The sequence below is a fragment of the Halovulum marinum genome, from assembly GCF_009697225.1.
Lineage (GTDB): Bacteria > Pseudomonadota > Alphaproteobacteria > Rhodobacterales > Rhodobacteraceae > Halovulum > Halovulum marinum.
Window position 1 is genome coordinate 85,603 of record NZ_WIND01000014.1, and the last position, 24,122, is coordinate 109,724.

Here is a 24,122-nt window from a genome sequence, read left to right on the forward strand (position 1 = left end):
CGGTTGTAGCTCAGTTGGTTAGAGTGCCGGCCTGTCACGCCGGAGGTCGCGGGTTCGAGCCCCGTCAACCGCGCCACCTTCCTTGCAGATCAGCCCCTGCAGCTCAGCGCCGATCGGCGACGGCCCTTGTGACGGCCCCTGTCGGAACCGGCCGCGCGACGCGGCACCGATCCCGGCCCTTCGGGATCGCTCAGGCGACGGCGGCGTCGGCGGCATCGGCGCCAAGGTTGCGGGCGACGAAGTCCTGCAGAACCTCGCGGTACTGTGCGTCCTGCGCCGCCAGGTGCAGCGTCGCCGCCAGCATCCCGGCCTTCGAGCCGCAGTCGAAGCGCCGGCCCGAGAACGCGAATCCGGCCAGCCCGATCTCGCCGACGCCGCGGGCGATGGCGTCGGTCAGCTGGATCTCGCCGCCCGCGCCCGGCTCCTGCGTCTCGAGCGCGTCGAAGATGCGCGCGTCCAGCAGGTAGCGGCCGACCACCGCGGCGGTCGACGGCGCGACCTCGGGCTCGGGCTTCTCGACCATGCCCTCGGCCAGCAGCAGCCGGCCGGCGCGGCGCAGCGGCGCCAGCACGCCGTAGCTGGACACCTGGTCGCGCGGCACCTCGATCGTGGCGACCATGTGCCCGGCGCGCGCCGGATCGTAGGCGGCCAGCATCTCGGCCAGGCAGCCGGGGCGGCCGAGGATCAGATCGTCGGGCAGGATCACCGCGACCGGACCCGGCCGCACATGCGCGTGCGCGCACAGCACGGCATGCCCCAGGCCCAGCGGCTCGGGCTGCATCACGAACGCGACCTCCTCGCGCTCGGCGCGGACCGCCGCCTCCTCCAGATCGTCGGCGATGCCGTCCTTGCCGCGCGCGCGCAGCGTCTTCTCCAGCTCGGTGTCGGCCATCACGTGCCGCTCGATCGCGGACTTCGACGGATGGCTGACGAACACCATGCGCCGGATCCCGGCGGCGCGGGCCTCGTCGATGGCGAACTGGATCAGCGGCGTGTCGATGACCGGCAGCAGCTCTTTCGGCGTGGCCTTGGTGGCGGGCAGGAACCGGGTTCCGAGCCCGGCCACGGGGAAGATGGCTGTCTCGATCGTGGTCTTTGCCATGACGGTGCGGCTGCTCCTCAGCTGTGTCGATCCGGGTGCGGTCGGCATTGCTGCAATGCAAGGAACCGCGGCACTGACTGACGGTACGCCGCTCTGATTACAAGTCAAGGAAACGGCTTGAAAATAGTCATATTTCTGCATCTGAGCAAAAAATAAGCAGTAGCAACAGAAGATCTCCGCCCCATCCGGGATTCGTGGATGGAGCGGTGCATGGAAGGCGGACGTTAAACCGCAAAGTGCGGTGTAAGTTCCCGGACACCCGATGCTAGCGGCAAAAAACCTGCCGCCATAGCCGGGATCCCCGACCGCTTTCCGAAATCTGCTCGAAAATCCGCCACAGGCCCTCCCGCGCGGCTTGCTGCACATGCGAGAAGGCGCTTGACCGGACGGCCGCCGCCGCTAGGTCGAGGTTCTGTGCCGCCGCGGGCCAGGGTTCGCGTGCGGCCTTGCCAGCCACGCTTCCGAGGCATCAAGATCGACTCCGGACAAGGTCAACAGGCGAGCCCGAAAATGGTCACCGATCCCCCTCCGGCCGGCGGCGCTTCCACGCAGCCGCACCCCTATGCGCGCGTCGCCGTCATCGGCGGCGGCGCCTGGGGGACGGCGCTGGCCGCGGTTGCGCGCCGCGCCGGGCGCGAGGTGCGGCTGTGGGGCCGCGACGCCGCGGTCTGCGCCGCGATCGCCGGCGGCGGGCGCAACGACAAGTACCTGCCCGGCATCGCGCTGCCCGCGGGAATCGCCGCCACCGACGATCTGGGCCGGGCGCTGGACGGCGCGCAGGCGGTGCTGCTGGTGACGCCGTCGGCGACGGTCCGCGAGATGTGCGCCCGGCTGCGCCCGCACCTGCCGGCGCGGGTGCCGATCGCGCTGTGCGCCAAGGGCATCGAGGTCCACACCGGCCTGCTGCTGGCGCAGGTGGTGACCGAGGAACTGCCCGGCCACCCGGTCGGCGCGCTGTCCGGCCCGTCCTTCGCGCACGAGGCGGCGAAGGGCTTTCCCACCGCCGTCACCGTGGCGTTCCCGTTCACCTACGAGGACCGGCTGAAGCCGCGCGCCGCGACCGCGGTGCGGCTGGCCTACACGCTCAGCTCGCCGGTGTTCCGGCCCTACATCTCGGACGATCTGACCGGGGTCGAGGTCGGCGGCGCGGTCAAGAACGTGATCGCCATCGCCTGCGGGATGATGACCGGCGCCGGTTTCGCCGAGAACACCCGCGCCGCGCTGATCACCCGCGGCATCAACGAGATGAAGACCCTGGCCCAGGCCCTGGGCGGCCGGCGCGAGACCGTCACCGGCCTGTCCGGCGCGGGCGATCTGACGTTGACCTGCTCGTCGCAGACCTCGCGCAACATGTCGCTGGGGGTGCAGCTGGGGCAGGGGCTGGCGCGGGCCGAGTGCTTCGACGGCCGCCCGGTGGTGGTCGAGGGCGAGGTCAACGCCGTCTCGGTGATCGACCTGGCGCGCCGCATCGGCGTGCGCATGCCGATCTGCGAGGCGGTGCACGCCGTGCTGCACGACGGCGCGCCGCTGCGCGAGACCTTCGCCCGGCTCTGGTCCAGCCCGCTCGAGGCCGAGCCGAACATGCTGGACATCTACATCGACCACCCGGCCGACCTGTCGGCGATCCCGGATTTCGCCGGCGAGACCCGCTGACCTTGGGCCGGTCCGCAGTCGCGCTGCGCCGCGATCGGGACCCGCCGCGTTCCCGCGGGTCTCCGTCGCCGCGCGCCGCTCCGGCTTCAGTCCTGCGCCAGACAGCCGGCCAGGCCGTCGGCCAGCGCGCGCATCGTCGCGGCATAGTGTCCGGGCCCGGTCGGGATCCCGGCGCCCAGCGGGTCGAGCCGCCCGACCCGCGCGCCGGCGCCCTCGGCGGCCAGGTCGATCAGCCGGGTGTCCTGCTGCGGCTCGGCGAAGATGCAGGTGACGCCGTGATCGGCGACGGTGTCGCGGATCGCGTCGATCCGTCGCGGGCCGGGGGCGGCGTTGTCGCCGGCGGCGATCGCTCCCAGCGCGTCCACGCCGTAGTGCGCGCCGAAATACTGGAAGGCGTCGTGCAGCACGACATAGGGCCGGCCGGCCACCGGCCGCAGCGTCGCGCGCAGCTCGGCGTCCAGCGCCTCCAGCGCCGCGACGGCCTCGTCGGCGTTGGCGCGATAGGTGGCGGCATTGGCGGGATCGGCCGCCGCCAGCGCCTCGGCGATGGCGCGGGTCCAGGCGGCGGCGTTGCCCGGGTCCAGCCAGGCGTGCGGGTCGGCGGCCAGATCCTCGCGATCGCGGCCGTTCGCGGTTTCCTCGTGCGCGGCGCCCTGCGCCGCCTCGCGCGCCGGGTCTTGCGCCGGGTCTTGCGCAGTGTCTTGCGGCGTGTCGTTTGGCGTGTCGTTCGGCGCGGTGTCGAACACCACGTCCTCGCGCAGCGGCAGCACTGCGGTGCCGGGCGCGTCCAGCAGCACCAGCGCGGCGGCGTCCGGGGCCAGCGCCGCGGCGGCGTCCTCCAGCCAGGGGGTGTAGCCGCCGCCGACCCGGATCAGCAGCTCGGCCCTGGCCAGCGCGCCGGACTGGCTGGGCTTGAGCGCGTAGTGATGCGGCGAGGCGCCGGGCGGCACGATCAGCTCGGGCGTGCCTAACCCCGCCATCACCTGCGCCGCCAGACTGTGCACCGGGGCGATGTCCGCCGCCACCCGCGGCGGCTGCGCCTGGGCGGTGGCGGCGAGCAGAAGGGCGGTCAGGAAGGGGGCGGCGGTGCGCATCGGGCGATCCTTCTGGCGGTTGCATCCTCGGGGCGTGACAGCTAGATGATATGTTATAGTATTACAAGAGGGGCCGATGACCAGCGCGCACGATACCGGGAAGCGGACCGGACTGGAGGCCACCGCCTTCGCCGCCCACGATCACCGCGCCTGCGTGGCGCGGGCGGCCGAACGGCTGGAGGCCGACTGCGCGCGCCGCAACCTGCGCCTGACCCCGGTGCGCCGCCGGGTGTTCGAGATCCTGGCCGAGGCGCACCGCGCCGTCGGCGCCTACGACGTGCTCGAGCGGCTGCGCGACGAGGGGCTGGGCTCGCAGCCGCCGGTGGCGTACCGCGCGCTCGACTTCCTGGTCGCGGCCGGGGTGGTGCACCGCATCCACCGGCTGAACGCGTTCATCGCCTGCGCGCACCGGGGCGCGCACCGCCCGGCGTTCCTGATCTGCCGCCTCTGCCGCCGGGTCGAGGAGACAGAGCTGCCGCCCGCCCGCGCCGCGCTGGACGCCGCCGCCGCCGAGGCCGGCTTCACCCTCGAGCGCAGCTCGATCGAGGCGGTGGGCCTGTGCCCCGACTGCGCGCCGGAGCCGGCATGACCCTGCCCGCGGACGCGCTGATCCGGACCGAGGGCCTGCGCCTGGACCGCGGCGGGCAGCGGGTGCTGTGGGACATCGACCTGACGCTGCGCCGCGGCGAGGTGGTGACCATCGTCGGCCCCAACGGCTCGGGCAAGACGACGCTGCTGCGGCTGCTGATCGGCGCGCTGGTGCCGACCGCCGGCCGGCTGCGGCGTGCGCCGGGGCTGCGGCTGGGCTATGTGCCGCAGAAGCTGCGGCTGGACCCGACGCTGCCGCTGACCGTGGACCGGTTCCTGGGCCTGCCGCGGCGGGTGCCCGCCGACGCCGCCGCGCGCGCGCTGCAGCGGGTCGGCATGGCCGGCGCCGCCGGGCGCCAGGTGGCGGCGCTGTCCGGCGGGCAGACCCAGCGGGTGATGCTGGCGCGGGCGCTGCTGGGGGCGCCGGACCTGCTGATCCTGGACGAGGCGACGCAGGGCCTTGACCAGCCCGGCGAGGCGGCGTTCTACCGGCTGATCGACGAGGTGCGCCGCACGCTCGGCTGCGGCGTGCTGATGGTCAGCCACGATCTGCACGTGGTGATGAGCGCCTCGGACCGGGTGATCTGCCTGAACGGCCACATCTGTTGCGAGGGCGCGCCGCAGGCGGTGTCGGACGCGCCGGAATACCGGGCGCTGTTCGGCATCGGCACCGGCGGCGCACTGGCGCTGTACCAGCACGCGCATGATCACCATCACGACCACGGCCACGAGCATGATCACGGCCACGGGCATGATCACGACCACGGGCCGGCGCACGCGCGCCCGGACACCGACTCCGAAGGGGCCGACTCCGAAGGGACAGTATCCGAAGGGGCGGGATTTGAAGGGGCGGGGCGCTGATGCTGGACGATTTCCTGCTGCGCGCGGCGCTGGCCGGGCTGGCGGTGGCGCTGGCCGCCGGGCCGCTGGGCTGCCTGGTGGTCTGGCGCCGCATCGCCTATTTCGGCGATGCCACCAGCCACGCGGCGATCCTGGGCGTGGCGCTGGCGCTGGCGCTGCAGATCCCGGTGCTGGCCGGGGTGCTGGCGGCGGCGCTGGCGGTGGCGCTGGCGGTCTCGGGTCTCGGCGGGCGCTATTACGGCGCCGATACGCTGCTGGGGGTTGCGGCGCATTCCGGGCTGGCGCTGGGGCTGGTGGCGATCGCGCTGACCGCACCCGCCTCGGTCAGCGTCGAGAGCTTCCTGTTCGGCGAGATCCTTGCCGTCGGACGGTCCGATCTGGTGGTGATCTGGCTGGGCGCGCTGGCGATTCTCGGCGGGCTGGCCTGGCGCTGGTCGGCGCTGCTGACCGCCACGGTCAACCCCGAACTGGCGCAGGCCGCGGGCTTCGATCCGCGGCGCGAGCAGTTGCTGATGACCTGCGCGCTGGCGCTGCTGGTCGCGGTCGCGCTGAAGGTGGTGGGCGCGCTGCTGATCACCGCGATGCTGGTGATCCCCGCCGCCGCCGCCCGGCCGCTGGCGCGCTCCCCCGAGGCGATGGCGCTGATCGCCACCGCGCTGTCGGTCGCCGCCGTCGGGCTGGGCATCTGGGCGTCGTGGCGGCTCGACAGCCCGACCGGGCCGACGATCGTGTCGGCCGCGGCGGGTCTGTTCGTCGTCGTGCAGGCGGTCCGGCCCGTCCTGCGGCGAGGGTCCTGGTTCTGAAGCCCGCCGCAGGACGGGCTCAGCCCGAGGCCACGCCCAGTATCATCGCCAGCAATGCGGCGAAGCCGAACACCACGATCACGCGGATCCGCCAGCGGCCCGCCTCGTCCTCGTCGCCGTCGCCCAGCCAGGTCTCGACGAACGAGCGGGTCGGGAACCGGTCGGCGCCGAAGGTCAGCCCGACGTCGACGAAGCGCACCCGGTCCTCGCCGAAACCGATGCTCAGCGCCGACAGCTCGAGGGCGTAGCGCACTTCCTCGCGGCCCATGCGTTCCAGGGCCCGGGTCCAGCTGCGGCGGATGCGCGGCGCGATCCGCAGCGCCCCGGACCGGCTTTCGGTGAGCCGCCGGGCGCGCCGTCCCACCGACGCCGCCAACCCGGCGGAGACCTGCACCGGGGCGATCAGGGCGATGCGCGCCCCATCGCGCATCCTTCCCACCGCGGTGCGGCCATTGTTGTCCTGCCGTGCAGAACGCGAACCAGTTACCGAAGACAACCCGTGACGAGACGCGGAACTCTGCCGGCCGAATGCGGTCATCTTCATGTCTACCCCCACCATCCAGCTGCCTTCAGGGTGTGGGCACCGGGCGGGGTCATCAAGTCCAGATATGGGAATATGTACGGAACTGCGGCGAAACCGCGGCGGCTTCTAACCGGGGTTTATGCCTTGGCTCGTTGGGGCGCCGGATCCGCGGCCGCAATCCGCGCCGCAGCGATTCGCCCCGGCGCCCCGCGTGCCGGGCGAAAGCCGCGCCGCCGCGGGGCCGGTCATGCCTGCGCCCTGAGGTGGCCGATGATCTCCTGGAAGATCTCCAGGTCCGCGCGTGCGTCCGCGACCGAGGTCTTCGGCGTGCGGCCCTCGGTCAGTTTCCGGTGGAACGCCGTCCACTCGATCACGAAACTGTCCAGCCGGCTGGGAAAGGACACGGTCTCCGCCACGCCGTGGACGGTATCGGGGCGCGTGACCCGCAGCCGCGCCGGCAGGTTGCGGATATACGGCGTCTCGTAGTCCACCCGGATCACGACGTCCTCGGCGAACACCTCCATGTAGGCGTCGAAGCGGGCGATCTCGTCGATGCCGGTGGCGAACTCGCAGACGAAATCGCCGTAGTCGAACACCGCCGTGATCACCCGCCCCTGGTGGCGCGAGGTGGCGTGCAGCACCCGCAACGGCCGGCCGAGCAGCTCGCGCATCGCCGAGATGTCGTGACTGGAGAGCCCGAGCAGCAGCGTGTAACTGTTGCGCAGGTCGCCGCTGTCGGTGCCGATCGCCGCGCGGAAGCCGGCGTCCTGGCGCGCGGCGAACGCGGCGCGGGTCGCCTGCGGCAGGTCGGCGTCGCGGATCACCGCCGAGGTGTCGTCGATGAACTGAGCGTTGCGCCCGAGGATGTCCTGCACCCGGGCGAAGCGGATCCGGCCACGCGCCGCCGCCACCAGCTCGGCGGCCCGGACCAGCGCCGGCGCGTAGCGGCGCATGTACCCCACCTGCACCAGCCGGCCGCTGCGCCGCTCGGCCGCGGCCAGCGCATCGGCCTCGGCAAGGGTCATGCACATCGGCTTCTCCAGGAACACGTGCTTGCCCGCCTCCAGCGCGGCAATCGCGGTCTCGGCGTGAAAGACGTCCGGGTTCGCCACCAGCACCGCGTCGACCGCGTCGTCCGCCGCCAGCAGGGCGTGGTCGGCATAGGTGGCCGCACCGTTGCCGACCTGGCGCGCGGCGCCGTCCAGCACGCGCGGGCTGACGTCGCACAGCGCGGTGATCTCGAACCTGTCCCGCAGCTGCTGCAGCGCGGGAATGTGGATGATCTGCGCCGCCTCGCCGCAGCCCACGATGCCGATTCCGATCCTGCTCACCGATGTCCTCCCTGATGTTCCCACCGCCGGCTGCGGTCACGGCGCGAGTATCGTCGACGATCGGCGCGCGGTCACCTGCGATCGCGGCGCGGGTTCCGGCGGCGTGGATTCGCCGCCGGGCAGGGGCCCGGCGGGCTGAGCCTGATCGTGCCGAACTGCACCATGTCCGGGATCGTGCGCGCGGAGGTGGACAACCTGACCGCCGCCGTGCGCGGCGGCGTCGGCCCGGCCGGCTGCCACGGCGGCATGTGCGACGGGTTCCGCGAGGCCGTCGGCTACCAGTTCATGTGCGGCGGGCAGTGGGTGGCGCACCCGGGCGGGATCATCGACTACCGGGTCGACGTGGCGGACCCGGACGATCCGGTTTTGGCCTGCCTGAGCGCGTTCGCCCCCGGTCCGGGGCCGAATCACGCGCCCGGGCGCACCGCCCGGAGCCGGCGGCGCCGGGGACCGGCCGGGGCGCCGGCCGCCGGTCCCGGCGCCGTTCGGCGTCGGTGTCACGCGCGGGCAGGGCCGGGCTGCCCTTGAAGCGCGGGGGGGGCCGTCTATCTGGACCCGGTGAATCGTGTTCCCACATGCCCGGATCTGTGTATTTGTCAGCGTTCTACAATGGTCGCAGACGGTGAATCCGTGCCACGCACCGCATGCGGCAGGCGCGGTCGGGGCGCTGCCCGTTTCGCGCCCGCCGCAGCGGCCAGCGGGATCGTTGCGCTTGATGCCAGCGGCCACCTTGGATAGCTTGCACCGCCTCGGGCCGCGAACGCGCCGGCCCGGGTGGCGGAAATCGAGAGGGGGACGGGATTGAACCGCTCACAGCGCCTGGCGCCCGCGTCCGCATCGGTTTCGCCGGAAGCTCAGGCGCGCCGCCGGCCGCCGCAGACGTGGCGGCTCGCGTCCAGCCGACCCGACGGCGCGGCGCTGGCCGCGTTCCTCGTCGCCTACATGCTCGGCGCGGCGTTCGGCCGCTGGCTGATGGTGATCCCGGGGATTCCGATCACGGTCTGGCCGCCGAACGGGGTGATCCTGGCGATGCTTCTGACCCAGCCGCGGCAGAGCTGGCCGTGGTGGCTGGCGGTCGGCGCCGCGGGCGAGCTGACCGGCAACCTGCTCTGGTTCCACAACCCGCTCGGCTGGGCGCTCGGCTATGTCGCCGCGAACGCGGCGGCGGTCACCGCGGCGGCGTTCTGTCTTGCGCCCTATCTGCGGACACCGGTGCGGCGGCTGGCGACGCTGCCGATGGTGCTGGCCTTTCTCGGCATCGGGGTGCTGGCGGCGCCGGTGGTCAGCGCGACGCTGGGCAGCGCGATCGACGCGATCGTCGGCAAGAACCCGTTCGCCACCACCTGGCCGATCTGGTGGCTTGGCGACGCGACCGGGATCCTGATCGCCACGCCGCTGGTCATCTCGGCCATCAACGTCTGGCGCGACGGGGCGTGGCCGACCTCTGCGCAGCTTCTCGAGGGCGCGGCCATCGGGCTGGTGCTGGCCGGGCTGAGCGCGTGGGAAATGATCACCGGTGCCGCCCACGCCTTCCTGCTGCCGCTGCCGGTGCTGTGGGCGGCGCTGCGCTTCGAGTTCCGCGGCACCGCGCTGGCCGTGCTCGGGCTGGCGCTCGCGATCGGCGTCCACGCGCAGACCATCGACACCGCGCAGGTCCCGGCCGCGGACGTGGCGCTGCTGCACGCCCGGCTGCAGGCGCAGCTGCTGGTCGCCGCCGCGACCGGGCTGATCGTCGCCGCCATCATGCGGCAGCAGCGCCAGGCCGTGTCCGGACTGGCCCGCGCCAACGCCGAACTCGAGGCGCGGGTGGCCGAGCGGACCCGCGCGATCGAGGCCGCCGAGCGGCGCTTCAAGGCGACGTTCGAGAACGCCGGCGTCGGCATCAGCATCGTCGACGGCGACGGCAATCTGATGCGCGTCAACGACAGCCTGGCGAAGATGCTCGGCTACGACCCGGACGAGATGGAGGGGCATTCGATCGACCGGTTCACCCATCCCGACGACCGGGCCCTGGGCGATGCGGCCTGGGACCGGCTGGAGTCCGGCGCGGCCGACGACTACGAGCTCGAGAAGCGCTACATCCGCAAGGACGGCGTGCCGGTCTGGGCGCACACCACGGTCAGCTGCGTCCGCCATCCCGACGGCCAGATCGCCTATCTGATCAAGATCATCCAGGACATCACCGCGCGCAGACGCTCGGACGAGGTGCGGCAGATGCTGACGCGCGAGGTCCACCACCGCAGCAAGAACCTGATGACGATCGTCCAGGTGATCGCGCGCCAGACCGCCGCCCGCTCGCCGAACGAATTCGTCAGGACCTTCCGCGAACGGCTGCAGGCGCTTGCGGCGAACCAGGACCTGCTGGTGAAAAGCGAATGGCAGCACGTCGCCCTGCCGGACCTCGTGCGCGGGCAGCTTCAGCATTTCGGCGCGACCGGCGGCCGCTTCGTGCTGTCCGGCCCGCCGGTCACCGTGCCGCCGGCCGCCGCCCAGGCGCTGGGCATGGCGCTGCACGAACTGGCGACGAACGCCGCCAAGTACGGCAGCCTCAGCACCGAAACCGGCCGCGTCGAGATCTCGTGGGCCGTCGACGCGGACACCTTCTGCATGAGCTGGCGCGAAACCGGCGGACCGGAGGTGGCCGAGCCCGAAACATGCGGCTTCGGGACCACGGTTCTCGACGCGATGACCGCAACGGCGGTGTCGGGAGAGGTCAGCATCGACTACGCGCCCGCCGGCCTGGTCTGGCAGCTGCGCTGCCCGCTGTCGGCGCTGCGATCCCCCGCCGGCCGCGAGGGGCCAGCCTGACGGCGCGAAAGGCGGACCGGCGGGCCGGGATCCTGCCGCGGCGATCCGCCGATACCGTTTCCCGTTCGAACGACGCTGCCGGCGACGACCCGATCGCGCGCGGGCCGGAGGGTGGGGTGAGCCTGACGATCCTGCTGGCGATGCCGGCGCGCGTCTCGGTCCCCACGTTCGTGACCGGCAACATGCCGATCTTCCCGTTCGGCGTGCGGCGGCGCCGGCGGCCGACCGTCGGGGGCGGGACGCAGTCCGGGCGCTTCGCCTCCATCATCAGCGCGCGCCCGTTCCGGCTATTGCTGGGTGCGGATCCTGTGGCCCGGCGCGAAGGTCATGTCGACCTGGGTGATCGGCTTGTCCCCCAGCCAGGTCCGGCGCCGGTGCACGATCAGCGCGTCGCCCGGTGCGGTGTCCAGCGCGCCGCTCCGGGCGGCGGCGGCCGGGACCGCCGAGAATTCCGACTCGGCGCGGGTGAACGGCAGGTGGCGGACCAGCCATTCGTTGGCGCTGATCGCCTCGAATCCCTCGTCCCGCGCCTCGGGTACGGTGCCCAGCACGATCCAGCGGTCCTCCAGCGCATAGGGCGCCTCGTCCGCCAGGTGCAGCGAGACCACGTGCAGGAAGGCCGCGTCCGCGGCGGTGCCCAGCGCGGCCGAGACCGCACCCGGGGCCACGGCTTCCTGCCGCTCGATCAGCCGATAGCCGTAGCGGGCGCCGCGTTCGGCGATCGCGGTGCGGATCAGCGGGATCTCGATCGTCGCCCGGCCGACCGGCTGCCGGGCGATGCGCGTGCCGCCCTTGCGGCGGCGGTCGAGCAGCCCGTCGTCGGACAGCGAGCGCAGCGCCCGGTTCACGGTCGCCCGCGCGCAGCCCAGCTCGGCGGCCAGATCGGCCTCGTTGGGGATCGGATCGCCCGGCCGCCAGATCTTTTCGGCGATGCGGCGCAGCACCTCCTCGCGGACCGTCTGCCAGCCGTGCGCGGGCCGCTCGCTCATAGCGCCGCCCTCAGGCCGCGCACCGCGTCGCGGTAGCGCGCGGCGATCGCGTCGTGCGCGGCATGGCGGCCCTGGCGCACGACGTGGCGGCCCGCCGCCCAGACATCGGCGACCGCCTCGCCCGCAGCGAAGACGAAGCTGTCGAGCAGCAGATCGCCGCTCAGCCCCTCGAGGTCGGGGGCCGAGGTGTCGAGCGCCAGCAGGTCCGCCCAGTGCCCGGCGGCGATGCGGCCGGTATCCCGCCCGGCCGCCGCCGCGCCGCCGGCGGCAACCGCCTCGAACAGCCGCCGCCCGGTCGATTGCGCGCCGGTCGCAAGCGCCGCGCGCGCGCCGTCGCGCAGGCGCTGCGAATATTCCAGCGTGCGCAGCTCCTCGGCCAGCGAGATGCGGATGTTGCTGTCCGAGCCGACGGCGATCCGCCCGCCGTGCGACAGGTAGCGCACGCCGTCGAAGATGCCGTCGCCCAGCGACGATTCGGTGATCGGGCACAGCCCGGCGACGGCGCCGGTCGCGGCCAGCGCCGCGGTCTCGTCCGGGGTCATCTGCGTGACGTGGATCACGCACCAGCGCGGGTCCAGCAGGCCGCTGTCCAGCATGAACTCCACCGGCCGCCTGCCGTGCGCGGCGAGGATCTCGTCCACCTCGCCGGGCTGTTCGGCAAGGTGCATGTGCACCGGCCCGTCCGGGACCAGCCGCGCGGTCGCGGCCAGCGTGTCCGCCGCCACCGCCCGCAGGCTGTGCGGCGCCACGCCCAGGCGCGCGTCGGCGGGCAGGCCAGCCAGCGCCGCGGCGCAGCCCTCGACCAGCCGCGCGAAGCGGTCCGGGTCGTTGCCGAACCGGGCCTGGCCCTGGGTCAGCGCGCGGCGGTCGCAGCCGCCGAACTGGTAGTGCACCGGCAGCAGCGTCAGGCCGATGCCCGTGGTGGCCGAGGCGGCGGCGATCCGCCCGGCCATTTCGGAGAGGTCGGCGTAGGGCACGCCGCCCGGGCCGTGGTGCAGGTAGTGGAACTCGACATTGGTGCCGTAGCCCGCCTCCAGCATCTCCATCTGCACGAAGGCGGCGATGGCCTCGACCTGATCGGGGTCGAGCCGGTCGAGGAAGCGGAACATCAGCCGCCGCCAGGTCCAGAAGCTGTCGCTGGGGTCGGGGCCGCGCCGTTCGGTCAGGCCCGCCATCGCGCGCTGGAAGGCGTGGCTGTGGCAGTTCACCGGTGTCGGCAGCAGGCAGTCGACGCGCTGCCCCCGCGCCGGCTGCCCGGCAGAGACGTCGCGGATTTTCCCATCATCCCCGATCGTTATCAGGACATCTTCCTGCCAGCCCACGGGCGTCAGCGCGGTCCTTGCCCAGATCGTCGTCATCGAACCACCTTGACTTATTATGTATGCACATATTATCGGAAAGACATGCCGAAGCAAGAGGGGCCCGCGATGATTCTCTGCAACACCACGGTCGCGACGGTGACGCCCGAGGGCGGCTACGGGCTGCTGGACAACGCGGCGATCGTTCTTGACGGCGAGCGGATCGCCTGGGCCGGCCCGCTGGATCAGCTGCCGGCGGAGCATGCCGATGCGCCGCGCACCGACCTCGGCGGGCGGCTGACGACGCCGGCGCCGATCGACTGCCACACCCATATCGTCCACGGCGGCAACCGCGCCCGCGAGTTCGAGATGCGCCTGCAGGGCGCCAGCTACGAGGAGGTGGCGCGGGCCGGCGGGGGCATCGTCTCGACCGTCTCGGCGACCCGCGAGGCAAGCGTCGAGGCGCTGGCCGAGGGCGCGCTGCCGCGTGTCGACGCGCTGCTCGCCGAGGGCGTCAGCCATATCGAGATCAAGTCCGGCTACGGGCTGGGCCGCGACACCGAGCTTGCGATGCTGCGCGCCGCGCGGCAGGTCGCCGACCGTCGCCCGGTGCGGGTCAGCACCACCTTCCTCGGCGCCCATGCGGTGCCCGCCGACCACAAGGGCCGCGCCGACGCCTACATCGACGAGGTCTGCATCCCCGCGCTGCGCGCCGCCCATGCCGAGGGGCTGGTCGATGCCGTCGACGGCTTCTGCGAGGGCATCGCCTTCACCCCGGAGCAGATCGAGCGTGTGTTCAAGGTTGCGGCCGAGCTTGGCCTGCCGGTGAAGCTGCACGCCGAGCAGCTGTCCTGGCTGGGCGGCACCCGGCTGGCGGCGCGGTACGGGGCGCTGTCGGTCGATCACATCGAATATGCGAACGAAGCGGATGCCCGCGCGATGGCAGCGGCGGGTTCGGTCGCCGTGCTGCTGCCGGGGGCGTTCTATACGCTGCACGAGACGCAGAAGCCGCCGGTCGCGGCGCTGCGCGCGCACGGCGTGCCGATCGCGCTGGCGACCGACTGCAACCCCGGCTCGTCGCCGCTGACCTCGCTGCTGCTGACGATGAACATGGGCTGCACGCTGTTCGGGCTGACCCCGGAAGAGGCGCTGGCCGGCGTGACCCGCAACGCCGCCCGCGCGCTGGGACTGGACGACGCCGGGTTCATCGCGCCGGGCGCGCGCGCCGATCTTGCGGTCTGGGATGTCGCGTACCCGTCCGAGCTGGCCTATCGCATCGGCTTCAACCCGCTGAACCGGCGGATCTTCGGGGGACGCGCATGACCGTCACCCTGCGCCCCGGCGCAACCGGTCTGACCGCGCTGGAGGCGATCTGGCGCGACGGCGCGGCCGTGCAACTTGCCCCGGCGGCCCGTGACGCGGTCGACCGCGCGGCGGCGCTGGTGCGCGACGCGGCGCAGGGCGAGGCCGCCGTCTACGGGGTGAACACCGGTTTCGGCAAGCTGGCCTCGGTCAAGATCCCGCCGGCCAGGACCGAGACCCTGCAGCGCAACCTGATCCTGTCGCATTGCTGCGGCGTGGGCGCGGCGCTGGATGCGCCGACCACCCGGCTGATGATGGCGCTGAAGCTGCTGTCGCTGGGGCGCGGCGCCTCGGGCGTGCGCTGGCAGATCTGCGCGCAGATCGAGGCGATGCTGGCGGCGGATGTTGTGCCGGTGATCCCCGCGCAGGGCTCGGTCGGGGCCTCGGGCGATCTTGCGCCGCTGGCGCACCTGGCCGCCGCGATGATCGGCGAGGGCAGGGCGGTCTACGGCGGCGAGGAGCTGCCGGGCGGCGAGGCGCTGGCCCGCGCCGGGCTGGACCCGGTGGTGCTGGGCCCGAAGGAAGGGCTGGCGCTGATCAACGGCACCCAGTTTTCCACGGCCTGCGCGCTGGCGGGGCTGTTCGACGCCTGGCGCAACATGACCGCGGCGGTGGTGACCTCGGCGCTGTCGACCGACGCGATCATGGGCTCGACCGCGCCGCTGCACCCCGCGATCCACAGCTTGCGCGGGCACCAGGGCCAGATCGACATCGCCGCCGCCATGCACGACCTGATGGCGGGCAGCCAGATCCGCGAAAGCCACCGCGACGGCGACAGCCGGGTGCAGGACCCGTACTGCATCCGCTGCCAGCCGCAGGTGACCGGCGCGGCGCTGGACCTGCTGCGCTTCGCCGCCCGCACGCTTGAGGTCGAGGCCAACGCCGTCACCGACAATCCGCTGGTCATCACCGGCGACGGGCGCATCGTCTCGGGCGGCAACTTCCACGCCGAGCCGGTGGCCTTCGCCGCCGACCAGATCGCGCTGGCCCTGTCCGAGATCGGCGCCATCGCGCAGCGCCGCGTGGCGCTGATGGTGGACCCGACGCTGTCCTTCGACCTGCCGCCGTTCCTGACGCCCGAGCCGGGGCTGAACTCGGGGATGATGATCGCCGAGGTGACCACCGCCGCGCTGATGAGCGAGAACAAGCACCTGGCGAACCCGTGCTCGACCGACAGCACGCCGACCTCGGCCAATCAGGAGGATCACGTCAGCATGGCCGCCCATGCCGCGCGCCGGCTGGAGCGGATGAACCGGAACCTGAACGTGATCCTCGGGGTCGAACTGCTCTGCGCCGCGCAGGGGGTGGAATTCCGCGCGCCGCTGACGACCTCGGCCAAGCTGCAGGCGGCTATTGCCAAGCTTCGCGACACGGTCCCGGCGCTGGTCGAGGACCGCTACATGGCGGGCGATATCGACGCCGCCGCCGGGCTGGTGCGCTCGGGCGCGCTGGCCGCCGCCGCCGAGGTGCAGGAGATCGCCCGATGACCCCCGTCGAAATCGCCCAGGGCGACGGCCCCGTCATCCTTGGCCTGCCGCACACCGGCACTTTCGTGCCCGAGGACATGCGCGCCCGCCTGAACCACCGCGGGCGGGAACTGGCGGACACCGACTGGCATGTCGACCGGCTCTACGACGGGCTGCTGGAGGGGGCGACCACCGTGCGCGCGACCTTCCACCGCTATGTTATCGACGCGAACCGCGATCCGTCGGGCGCAAGCCTCTATCCCGGGCAGAACACCACCGGGCTGGTGCCGCTGATCGACTTCGACGGGCAGGCCATCTGGGACGTGCCGCCGGGTGCGGACGAGATCGCCGAGCGTGCACAGACGTTCCATGCGCCCTATCACGCCGCCCTGCGGGCCGAGATCGCGCGGGTGCGGGCAAAGCACGGCGTCGCGATCCTCTACGACTGCCATTCCATCCGCTCGCTGATCCCGTTCCTGTTCGACGGCACGCTGCCGGATTTCAACATCGGCACCAACAATGGTGCGACCTGTGCGCCCGCGATCGAAAACGCCGTGGCTGCGATCTGTGCCAACGCAGACGGCTACACCTCGGTCAGCAACGGGCGGTTCCGGGGCGGCTGGACGACGCGGCACTACGGGCAGCCCGACCAGGGCGTTCACGCGATCCAGATGGAGCTGGCGCAGTCCACCTACCTGTCGGCCGAGGCCGCGCCCTGGAGCTATGACCCCGAGGCGGCGGCGCGCCTGCGCACGCATCTGGCTGCGATCCTGACCACGCTGGCTGATCTGGCCCCGACCCTGAGAGGCACATCATGAACACGCGTCACAACACCCGCGACGTCTATCCCGCCACCGGCCCCGAGATCACCGCCAAGAGCTGGCTGACCGAGGCGCCGATGCGGATGCTGATGAACAACCTGCATCCGGACGTGGCCGAGAACCCGCACGATCTGGTCGTCTATGGCGGCATCGGCCGCGCCGCCCGCACCTGGGAGGATTTCGACCGGATCGTCGATGCGCTCAAGACGCTCGAGGACGACGAGACGCTGCTGGTCCAGTCCGGCAAGCCGGTCGGCGTGTTCCGCACCCATGCAAACGCACCGCGCGTGCTGATCGCGAACTCGAACCTGGTGCCGCACTGGGCGACGTGGGAGCATTTCAACGAGCTCGACCGCAAGGGGCTGGCGATGTACGGCCAGATGACCGCCGGATCGTGGATCTACATTGGCAGCCAAGGCATCGTGCAGGGCACCTACGAGACCTTCATGGAGGCGGGCCGCCAACACTATGGCGGCGATCTGACGGGCAAGTGGATCCTGACCGCCGGTCTGGGCGGCATGGGTGGCGCGCAGCCGCTGGCCGCGGTGATGGCCGGGGCCTGCTGCCTGGCCGTCGAATGCGACGAGACCCGCGCCGATTTCCGCCTGCGCACCCGCTATGTCGACGAGAAGACCCGTTCGCCGGACGAGGCGCTGGAGATGATCCGCTGCTGGACCGAGGCGGGCGAGGCGAAGTCCGTCGCGCTGATCGGCAACGCGGCGGATGTGTACCCGGAACTGGTCAGGCGCGGCGTGCGGCCCGATATCGTCACCGACCAGACCAGCGCGCACGACCCGGTGCACGGCTACCTGCCGCAGGGCTGGACCGTCGGCGACTGGCGGGCGAAGCAGGAAAGCGCTCCGGCCGAGGTCGAGGCCGCCGCCCGCGCCTCGATGAAGGTGCATGTCGCGGCGATGGTCGACTTCTACAAGGCCGGCATTCCGACCGTCGACTACGGCAACAACATCCGCCAGGTCGCGCTGGACGAGGGGCTGGAGGATGCCTTCGCCTTCCCCGGTTTCGTGCCTGCCTACATCCGCCCGCTGTTCTGCCGGGGCATCGGCCCGTTCCGCTGGGCGGCGCTGTCGGGCGATCCCGAGGACATCTACAAGACCGACGCCAGGGTGAAGGAACTGGTGGACGACCCGCACCTGCACAACTGGCTGGACATGGCGCGAGAGCGGATCTCGTTCCAGGGCCTGCCGGCGCGGATCTGCTGGGTCGGCCTCGGCCTGCGGCACAAGCTGGGCCTGGCCTTCAACGAGATGGTCCGCACCGGCGAGCTGTCCGCGCCGGTGGTGATCGGCCGCGATCACCTGGACAGCGGCTCGGTCGCCAGCCCGAACCGCGAGACCGAGGCCATGCGCGACGGCTCGGACGCGGTGTCCGACTGGCCGCTGCTGAACGCGCTTCTGAACACCGCCAGCGGCGCGACCTGGGTCAGCCTGCACCACGGCGGCGGCGTCGGCATGGGCTTCAGCCAGCATTCGGGCATGGTGATCTGTTGCGACGGCACGCCGGAGGCCGACGAACGGCTGGCGCGGGTGCTGTGGAACGATCCGGCCACTGGCGTCATGCGCCATGCCGATGCAGGCTACGACATCGCCCTCGACTGTGCCCGGGAGCACGGACTGAACCTTCCGGCAATCCTTGCATAACCGACCGACCAACATGGAGAGACCGACATGAAACGACGCGACTTTATCGCCGCCGGCGCGGTGGGCGCCGCCTCGACCGCGCTGGCCGCCCCGGCCATCGCCCAGGACGTGATGAAATGGAAAATGGTCACCGCCTGGCCGAAGAACCTGCCCGGACCGGGCGTTGCCGCGCAGATGCTGGCCGACCGGATCACCACGCTGTCGGGCGGCCGGATCGAGGTGCAGCTGTTCGCCGCAGGCGAGCTGGTGCCGGGGCCGGGGGTGTTCGACGCGGTGTCCGAAGGCACCGCCGAGCTGTACCACGCGGTGCCGGCCTACTGGGGCTCGAAATCCAAGGGCATCCTGCTGTTCGGCTCGCAGCCGTTCGGGCTGCGCGCGGACGAGCAGTTCGGCTGGCTGTATCACGGCGGCGGCCAGGAGCTGTACGACGAGATGTACGCCCGCTTCGGGCTGAAGCCGTTCCTGTGCGGCAACTCCGGCCCGCAGATGGCCGGCTGGTTCCGGGACGAGATCACCTCGGTCGAGGATCTGAAGGGGATGAAGTTCCGCACCACCGGGCTGGCGTCGGAAATGGCCTCGAAGATGGGCATGGCGGCGCAGGCGATGGGCGGCGGCGACATGTTCCAGGCCTTGCAGACCGGCGCGCTGGACGCGGGCGAGTTCATCGGCCCGTGGACCGACTCGGCGCTCGGCTTCTACCAGGTCGCGAAGAACTACTACTGGCCGGGCGTGGGCGAGCCGTCCTCGGCCGAGGAATGCGCGGTCAACGCCGAGGTCTACGAGAACCTGCCCGACGATCTGAAGCAGGCCGTCGCCGTGGCCTGCCAGAGCCTCTACAACCCGGTCTGGACCGAGTACACCACCAAGCACGCGCAGTCGCTGAAGATGCTGGTCGACGAGCACGGCGTGCAGGTCAGGAAACTGCCCGACGACGTGATCGCCGCCATGGGCGACGCCGCCGCCGCGGTGATCGACGAGCTGCGCCAGGACGATGACGAGCTGGTCAAGCGGATCACCGAAAGCTTCGTCGCCTACCGCGGCTCGGTCGGCGAGTACATGACCTATGCCGACAACGGCCAGATGAACGCCCGCGCGGCGGTTCTGGGCTACTGACGGCAACGCCCGGCGCGGCCCTCGCGCCGGGCACGTCTTCCCCGAGGTGCGCATGGAACGACTGGCCGATGCCCTTGACGGCATCAACCGCGGCCTCGCCCGCGGCGTCCGCTGGATCGTGGTGGCGATGGTGCTGATCCAGTTCGCGATCGTGATCGGGCGCTACGTCTTCGGGGTGAATTCGATCGCGGCGCAGGAAAGCGTGCTCTACCTGCACGCCGCGTTCTTCATGCTCGCGGGCGGCTACACGCTGCTGGTCGACAAGCACGTGCGCGTCGACGTGTTCTACGCCCACCTGTCGCCTCGGGCCAAGCGGCGCATCGACATCTTCGGTCATCTGTTCCTGCTGATGCCGTCGATGCTGGCGCTGCTGTACTGGTCGTGGCCATCAGTGCGGAACTCGTGGAAGATCCTGGAAGGGCCGATGTCGGTCGGCGGGATCGAGGCGGTGTTCCTGATGAAGTCGCTGATCCCGGCGTTCTGCGTGCTGGTGATGCTGCAGTCCGTCGCCATCCTGATCCGCCTTCTTCGCAGCCCCGGGACGCCATGACCGAATACCTCGACATCATCATGTTCGCAGCCCTGATGGCGGGCATCCTGCTGGGCTTTCCGGTGGCCTTCACCATCGCCGGCGTCGCCGTCGCCTTCGGCTATCTGGGCTGGGCGCTGGGGGCGATGGACATCTCGCTGCTGGGGGCGCTGGGGCAGCGCGTGTTCGGCCTGCTCAGCAACCAGGTGCTGATCGCCATCCCGCTGTTCGTGGCGATGGGCGCGGTGCTGGAGAAAAGCCGCATCGCCGAGGACCTGCTGGACACCATGGGCCGGCTGTTCGGCCAGCTGCGCGGCGGCCTCGGCATCTCGGTGGTGCTGGTCGGGGCGCTGCTGGCGGCCTCGACCGGGATCGTCGGCGCGACCGTGGTCGCGATGGGGATGATCGCGCTGCCCTCGATGCTGCGCAGCGGCTACCACCCGAACGTCGCCTGCGGCATCGTCTGCACCGCCGGAACGCTGGGCCAGATCATTCCGCCGTCGACGCTGCTGATCATCCTGTCGGACGTGATGTCCAACGCCTACCAGCAGGCGCAGTACGAGCAGGGCAGGTTCTCGGTCGAGACGATCTCGGTCGGGCAGGTGTTCGCCGCCGCGATCCTGCCGGGGCTGGCGCTGGTGGCGCTTTACATCGTCTACATCCTGCTTCGCGGGCTGGTGCGCCCCGGCGACATGCCGCCGGCCGCGAACGGCGGCGAGCGGGTGCCGCTGGCGCGGATCGCCTCGGCGATCCTGCCGCCGGTGATCCTGATCTTCGCGGTGCTGGGCGCGATCCTGGGCGGCGTCGCCACCCCGACCGAGGCCGCCGCCGTGGGCGCCATCGGCGCGCTGCTGATGGCCGCGCTGCGCGTCGGCCGGAACCGGCGGCTGATCCTCGCCGGGGCGGTGGCCTTCGGCGTGCTGGCGGTTGCCGCCGGGGTGTTCCCGGTGCGGCTGCAGCGCGGCGATCTGGATGCCGTGCAGATCGCCGCGGGCGGCGTCTACGTCGTGCTGGCGGCGCTCGGCGCGCTTGCCGTGCTGCTGGCGCTGCGCGCGGTGGTGTTCCGCCGGGTGATCCAGGACGCGCTCGAATCGACGATGACGATGACGGCGATGATCTTCGCCACGATCCTCGCCGCCAGCGTCTTCTCGCTGGTGTTCATCGGCCTCGGCGGCGAGGAGCGCGTGGCGCAGATCCTCGGCGCGATGCAGGGCGGCCCGGCCGGGGCGCTGGCGTTCAGCATGCTGCTGATCTTCGGCCTCGGCTTCTTCCTCGACTTCGTCGAGATCGCGGTGATCGTGCTGCCGCTGGTCACGCCGGCGCTGATCCTGATGGGGCACGACCCGATCTGGCTGGGGGTGCTGATCGCGATCAACCTGCAGACCAGCTTCCTGACCCCGCCGTTCGGCTTCTCGCTGTTCTACCTGCGCGGCGCCGCCCCGCCCGAGGTGACGACCGGCCAGATCTATGCCGGGGTGGTGCCGTTCATCGGCATCCAGATCCTCGGCGTGCTGCTGGTCTGGAACCTGCCCTGGCTGGCGACCTGGCTGCCGGCGGCGGCGTTCTGACCCGCCGGCACAGGCGAAGACGATGGCGACGCGCACGCACATCTGCCACTGGCAAGGTGCGCGCGCGCCGCGCCGATCCGGCAATGGAACGTCGCCAGGCGAGCCCTCCGGTGCTGGTGAAGCCGGCTTGCCCGCCGTGCGGCAGGCGAGCCCCTCATCACCGACGCATATCGGACCGCGCGTCGCGACGGGCCGAGACCCACCGCGCGGTCGGAGACTCACCGCGGCGGGCGCGCCGCTACCGCCGCCGCCCGGCTCTCAGCGCCGCGATCACCCGGTCGGCCATCCGCGCGCAGCGCGCGCCGCCGAACGGGAACACCGCCTCGAACCCGCCCGACACCTGCTCGGCCAGCGCCGCACGCAGCTGGCGGCGGGCGCGGAACATGCGGGTGCGCAGGGTGACCGGGTTGACCGACAGGGCACGGGCGATCTCGCGCAGCTTCATGCCTTCGACCTCGTGCAGCAGGAACGGCAGCCGCAACTCGGGCGGCAGCCCGGCGATCGCCGTCTCGAGCAGCGCCCGCACCTGGGCGCGGCCCAGCGCGCAGTCGGCGGTCTCGGGCGGGCCGCCGGGGAAGGCGACGATCCGCCGGTTCCGGTCCTCGGTCACGGTGTCGTAATCCTCTGCGGGGCGGGCGCGGCGCAGGTGCATCCGGGCGGTGTTGATCGCGATCCGGGTGACCCAGGTAGAGAACCGGGCCCGGCCTTCGAACCGGTCGAGCCGGGTGAACGCGGCCAGATAGGTGTCCTGCACCACCTCCTCGGCCTCGGCGTCGCTGGCCACGATGCCGCGCGCGACCCGGAACAGGCGGGGGTTCAGGCGGCGGATCAGCTCGCGGATCGCGGCCTCGTCGCCGCGGCGCGCGGCGGCGACCAGGTCGGCCTCGCCGTCGGCCAGGCTGCGCTCGGCGCCGCGCACTGCTACGCTCATCGGTCCCCCTCCGCGATGCGGCCGCGGGCGAGGATGGCCTCGACCGGCGGCAGGCTGGCGGCGACGCCGGGCGGCAGGTCGGTACCGGCCGCCGCCGCGCCCGCGAAGCCCGGATCCCGCGGCCGGCCGACGACAAGCCGGCCGGCCATGCCCGCGTGTTCGTGCGGGATGCAGTAGTAATCATAGACCCCCGGCACGGTCAGCGTCACCTCGAAGCTTTCGTCCGGCAGCAGGAACCCGCTGTCCCAGGGCGCGGCGGCCTGAGGGATCCGCCGGGACCGCGCGAACAGCGCCGGGTGATAGGCGGTGGCGGTGTGGCTGTTTCCCGGATCCCGGTTGACGAAGCGCAGCCGGGTGCCGACGGCCACGGCAAGCCCGGAGGGAGCGAACCAGACCCGCCCGCCGCGGGCGCTGCCGCGCATCTCGACGCGTGCGGCCGGCGCGGCCAGCGGGCGGCGGGGCGCCAGAAGCGCGGTGCACAGACCGCCCCCCAGCGCCAGAAACCGGCGGCGCGTCGCGCTCATTCCGCCAGCCGTCCCTTCGCGGCCTCGTCGTGGAACAGCACCACGTGCGCATGCGGCGCCTCGACCCCCGGATGACCGGCGTTGAAGTAGATGTCGACGCTCGAGACGCCGGCCGAGCCGAGCGCGAGCCCGTCGTAGGCGGTGCCGTTCTGCAGCTCCCCGAGCGGCGTCATGTAGACCGTGGCCGACAGCACGCCGTCGCGGTCGTAGGCCAGGAACGGCCCGGCGGGCAGCGTGTCGGGGTCGACGAAAAGCGTGCCGAGGCCGGGGATGAACTCGGGCAGGGGCAGCGCGTCGCTGACCTGTACCCAGGGCGCACCCGGCGGCGCCTGGCGCAGCGCGTCCCCGGTCTGGGCCAGCGCGCCGAGGGCCCCGGCGGCGGCGATCGCGGTTGCGAGCATGGGCAGTCTGAACATCTCGATATCCTTCTGAGATCCCGTGCCGGTCGTCCGGCACATGCCCCGTTTGATGCGTCGGCGCGGAAAAGGTTCTCGGCGCACCCGGTCTTTTTGCCCGCGGCGCGGGTCGCACCGTGCGGAAGACAAAAAATGGCGGCACCTGTCGGCAAGGCCCGCGTCGATCCGTCCTTCGAAGGCAAACCGAGCCAGGAGGAGGCCGTGCCGATGACCGACCCCAACCCGAACCACGTGCTGACGCTCGAGCGGACACTCGATGCGCCGCCGGCGAAGCTGTGGCGCTGCTGGACCGAGCCGGACCTGCTGAAGCAGTGGTTCTGTCCCGCGCCCTGGACCGTCTCCGAGGCGCGGATCGCGCTTGCGCCCGGCGGCGAATTCTTCAGCGTCATGAACGGACCCGACGGCGAGCGTTTCGAGAACACCGGCGTCATCCTGGCGGTCGAGCCCGAACGCCGGCTGGTCTGGACCGACGCGTTCCGGCCCGGCTGGATCCCGGCGGAGCGGGCGTTCATGACCGCGCACGTCGGCTTCGAGGGCACCGGCGACGGGCGCTGCGTCTACGTCGCCCGGGCGATGCACTGGAGCGACGAGACCCTCAGGCAGCACCGGAAGATGGGATTTCACGAAGGCTGGGGCGTGGCCGCCACCCAGCTCGAGACGCTGGCGCAGACCCTCTGACAGACG

The 24,122-nt window shown here is 72.0% G+C and carries 23 protein-coding genes; 14 read left to right on the forward strand and 9 right to left on the reverse strand.

Going from position 1 to position 24,122, the window contains the following annotated elements:
- Nucleotides 1–190: 190 nt before the first annotated feature.
- A complete protein-coding gene (locus GE300_RS15645; protein ID WP_154447734.1) occupies nt 191–1,102 on the reverse strand; it encodes a UTP--glucose-1-phosphate uridylyltransferase in 912 nt (303 codons plus the stop codon).
- 510 nt (nt 1,103–1,612) lie between these two features.
- On the opposite strand from GE300_RS15645, the gene GE300_RS15650 reads away from it, so the two are divergent.
- Nucleotides 1,613–2,755, forward strand: a complete 1,143-nt coding sequence (locus GE300_RS15650) for an NAD(P)H-dependent glycerol-3-phosphate dehydrogenase (protein WP_154447736.1) — start codon at nt 1,613–1,615, stop codon at nt 2,753–2,755.
- An 86-nt stretch (nt 2,756–2,841) separates the two neighbouring features.
- Here GE300_RS15650 and GE300_RS15655 read toward each other — a convergent pair whose 3' ends face one another.
- On the reverse strand, nt 2,842–3,849 hold the full coding sequence (locus GE300_RS15655; RefSeq protein WP_154447738.1) for a zinc ABC transporter substrate-binding protein: 1,008 nt from the start codon (nt 3,847–3,849) through the stop codon (nt 2,842–2,844).
- A gap of 76 nt (nt 3,850–3,925) precedes the next feature.
- On the opposite strand from GE300_RS15655, the gene GE300_RS15660 reads away from it, so the two are divergent.
- The 3 genes from GE300_RS15660 to GE300_RS15670 are packed head-to-tail and all read left to right on the forward strand — an operon-like array spanning nt 3,926 to nt 6,101.
- Entirely contained in the window at nt 3,926–4,438 is a 513-nt protein-coding gene (locus tag GE300_RS15660; protein ID WP_154447740.1) for a Fur family transcriptional regulator, read from the forward strand.
- Complete coding sequence (locus GE300_RS15665; RefSeq protein ID WP_154447742.1) at nt 4,435–5,298, forward strand: ATP-binding cassette domain-containing protein; 864 nt, start codon at nt 4,435–4,437, stop codon at nt 5,296–5,298. The genes GE300_RS15660 and GE300_RS15665 overlap by 4 nt, the downstream gene beginning before the upstream one ends.
- Nucleotides 5,298–6,101, forward strand: coding sequence for a metal ABC transporter permease (locus GE300_RS15670; protein ID WP_154447744.1), 804 nt, complete (start codon nt 5,298–5,300; stop codon nt 6,099–6,101). Before GE300_RS15665 ends, GE300_RS15670 begins: the two co-directional genes overlap by 1 nt.
- 19 nt (nt 6,102–6,120) lie before the next feature.
- On the opposite strand, the gene GE300_RS15675 is transcribed toward GE300_RS15670, so the two are convergent.
- Nucleotides 6,121–6,531 (reverse strand): hypothetical protein, encoded by a 411-nt coding sequence (locus GE300_RS15675; protein ID WP_154447746.1) that lies wholly within the window; start codon nt 6,529–6,531, stop codon nt 6,121–6,123.
- Between the two features lie 338 nt (nt 6,532–6,869).
- Complete coding sequence (locus tag GE300_RS15680) at nt 6,870–7,955, reverse strand: Gfo/Idh/MocA family protein (RefSeq protein ID WP_154447748.1); 1,086 nt, start codon at nt 7,953–7,955, stop codon at nt 6,870–6,872.
- Nucleotides 7,956–8,102: 147 nt separating this feature from the next.
- On the opposite strand from GE300_RS15680, the gene GE300_RS23150 reads away from it, so the two are divergent.
- Nucleotides 8,103–8,483 carry a ThuA domain-containing protein gene (locus tag GE300_RS23150; RefSeq protein ID WP_233417081.1) on the forward strand — a complete coding sequence of 127 codons (381 nt, stop codon included), beginning with the start codon at nt 8,103–8,105 and terminating at the stop codon, nt 8,481–8,483.
- A gap of 273 nt (nt 8,484–8,756) precedes the next feature.
- Nucleotides 8,757–10,763, forward strand: a complete 2,007-nt coding sequence (locus GE300_RS15690; RefSeq protein ID WP_154447750.1) for an MASE1 domain-containing protein — start codon at nt 8,757–8,759, stop codon at nt 10,761–10,763.
- Between the two features lie 287 nt (nt 10,764–11,050).
- Here GE300_RS15690 and GE300_RS15695 read toward each other — a convergent pair whose 3' ends face one another.
- Together GE300_RS15695 and GE300_RS15700 are read right to left on the reverse strand one after the other, a co-directional pair.
- Complete coding sequence (locus GE300_RS15695; RefSeq protein ID WP_154447752.1) at nt 11,051–11,752, reverse strand: GntR family transcriptional regulator; 702 nt, start codon at nt 11,750–11,752, stop codon at nt 11,051–11,053.
- Entirely contained in the window at nt 11,749–13,110 is a 1,362-nt protein-coding gene (locus tag GE300_RS15700) for a formimidoylglutamate deiminase (RefSeq protein WP_154447754.1), read from the reverse strand. Before GE300_RS15700 ends, GE300_RS15695 begins: the two co-directional genes overlap by 4 nt.
- Before the next feature lie 69 nt (nt 13,111–13,179).
- Between GE300_RS15700 and hutI the strand changes: the two genes are divergently transcribed.
- The 7 genes from hutI to GE300_RS15735 are packed head-to-tail and all read left to right on the forward strand — an operon-like array spanning nt 13,180 to nt 21,567.
- The gene (gene hutI / locus GE300_RS15705; protein ID WP_154447756.1) at nt 13,180–14,373 is read left to right on the forward strand and encodes an imidazolonepropionase; all 1,194 of its coding nucleotides are present in this window, start codon (nt 13,180–13,182) and stop codon (nt 14,371–14,373) included.
- A complete protein-coding gene (hutH, locus tag GE300_RS15710) occupies nt 14,370–15,899 on the forward strand; it encodes a histidine ammonia-lyase (RefSeq protein ID WP_154447758.1) in 1,530 nt (509 codons plus the stop codon). The genes hutI and hutH overlap by 4 nt, the downstream gene beginning before the upstream one ends.
- Nucleotides 15,896–16,696 (forward strand): N-formylglutamate deformylase, encoded by an 801-nt coding sequence (gene hutG, locus GE300_RS15715; RefSeq protein WP_154447760.1) that lies wholly within the window; start codon nt 15,896–15,898, stop codon nt 16,694–16,696. Before hutH ends, hutG begins: the two co-directional genes overlap by 4 nt.
- On the forward strand, nt 16,690–18,357 hold the full coding sequence (gene hutU / locus GE300_RS15720; RefSeq protein WP_325063267.1) for a urocanate hydratase: 1,668 nt from the start codon (nt 16,690–16,692) through the stop codon (nt 18,355–18,357). The genes hutG and hutU overlap by 7 nt, the downstream gene beginning before the upstream one ends.
- Nucleotides 18,358–18,384: 27 nt before the next feature.
- A complete protein-coding gene (locus tag GE300_RS15725) occupies nt 18,385–19,470 on the forward strand; it encodes a TRAP transporter substrate-binding protein (protein WP_154447764.1) in 1,086 nt (361 codons plus the stop codon).
- Between the two features lie 52 nt (nt 19,471–19,522).
- Complete coding sequence (locus GE300_RS15730; RefSeq protein ID WP_154447766.1) at nt 19,523–20,020, forward strand: TRAP transporter small permease subunit; 498 nt, start codon at nt 19,523–19,525, stop codon at nt 20,018–20,020.
- Nucleotides 20,017–21,567 carry a TRAP transporter large permease gene (locus GE300_RS15735; protein ID WP_154447768.1) on the forward strand — a complete coding sequence of 517 codons (1,551 nt, stop codon included), beginning with the start codon at nt 20,017–20,019 and terminating at the stop codon, nt 21,565–21,567. Before GE300_RS15730 ends, GE300_RS15735 begins: the two co-directional genes overlap by 4 nt.
- Before the next feature lie 238 nt (nt 21,568–21,805).
- On the opposite strand, the gene GE300_RS15740 is transcribed toward GE300_RS15735, so the two are convergent.
- Genes GE300_RS15740 through GE300_RS15750 form a run of 3 tightly spaced genes read right to left on the reverse strand, consistent with a single transcriptional unit; the run spans nt 21,806 to nt 23,438 of the window.
- Complete coding sequence (locus GE300_RS15740; RefSeq protein WP_154447770.1) at nt 21,806–22,498, reverse strand: RNA polymerase sigma factor; 693 nt, start codon at nt 22,496–22,498, stop codon at nt 21,806–21,808.
- Nucleotides 22,495–23,022: a plastocyanin/azurin family copper-binding protein gene (locus GE300_RS15745; RefSeq protein WP_154447772.1), complete on the reverse strand. Its 528-nt coding sequence runs from the start codon at nt 23,020–23,022 to the stop codon at nt 22,495–22,497. Before GE300_RS15745 ends, GE300_RS15740 begins: the two co-directional genes overlap by 4 nt.
- Nucleotides 23,019–23,438: a hypothetical protein gene (locus GE300_RS15750; protein ID WP_154447774.1), complete on the reverse strand. Its 420-nt coding sequence runs from the start codon at nt 23,436–23,438 to the stop codon at nt 23,019–23,021. Before GE300_RS15750 ends, GE300_RS15745 begins: the two co-directional genes overlap by 4 nt.
- Nucleotides 23,439–23,570: 132 nt before the next feature.
- On the opposite strand from GE300_RS15750, the gene GE300_RS15755 reads away from it, so the two are divergent.
- Nucleotides 23,571–24,116 carry an SRPBCC family protein gene (locus GE300_RS15755; protein ID WP_233417082.1) on the forward strand — a complete coding sequence of 182 codons (546 nt, stop codon included), beginning with the start codon at nt 23,571–23,573 and terminating at the stop codon, nt 24,114–24,116.
- Nucleotides 24,117–24,122: the final 6 nt, after the last annotated feature.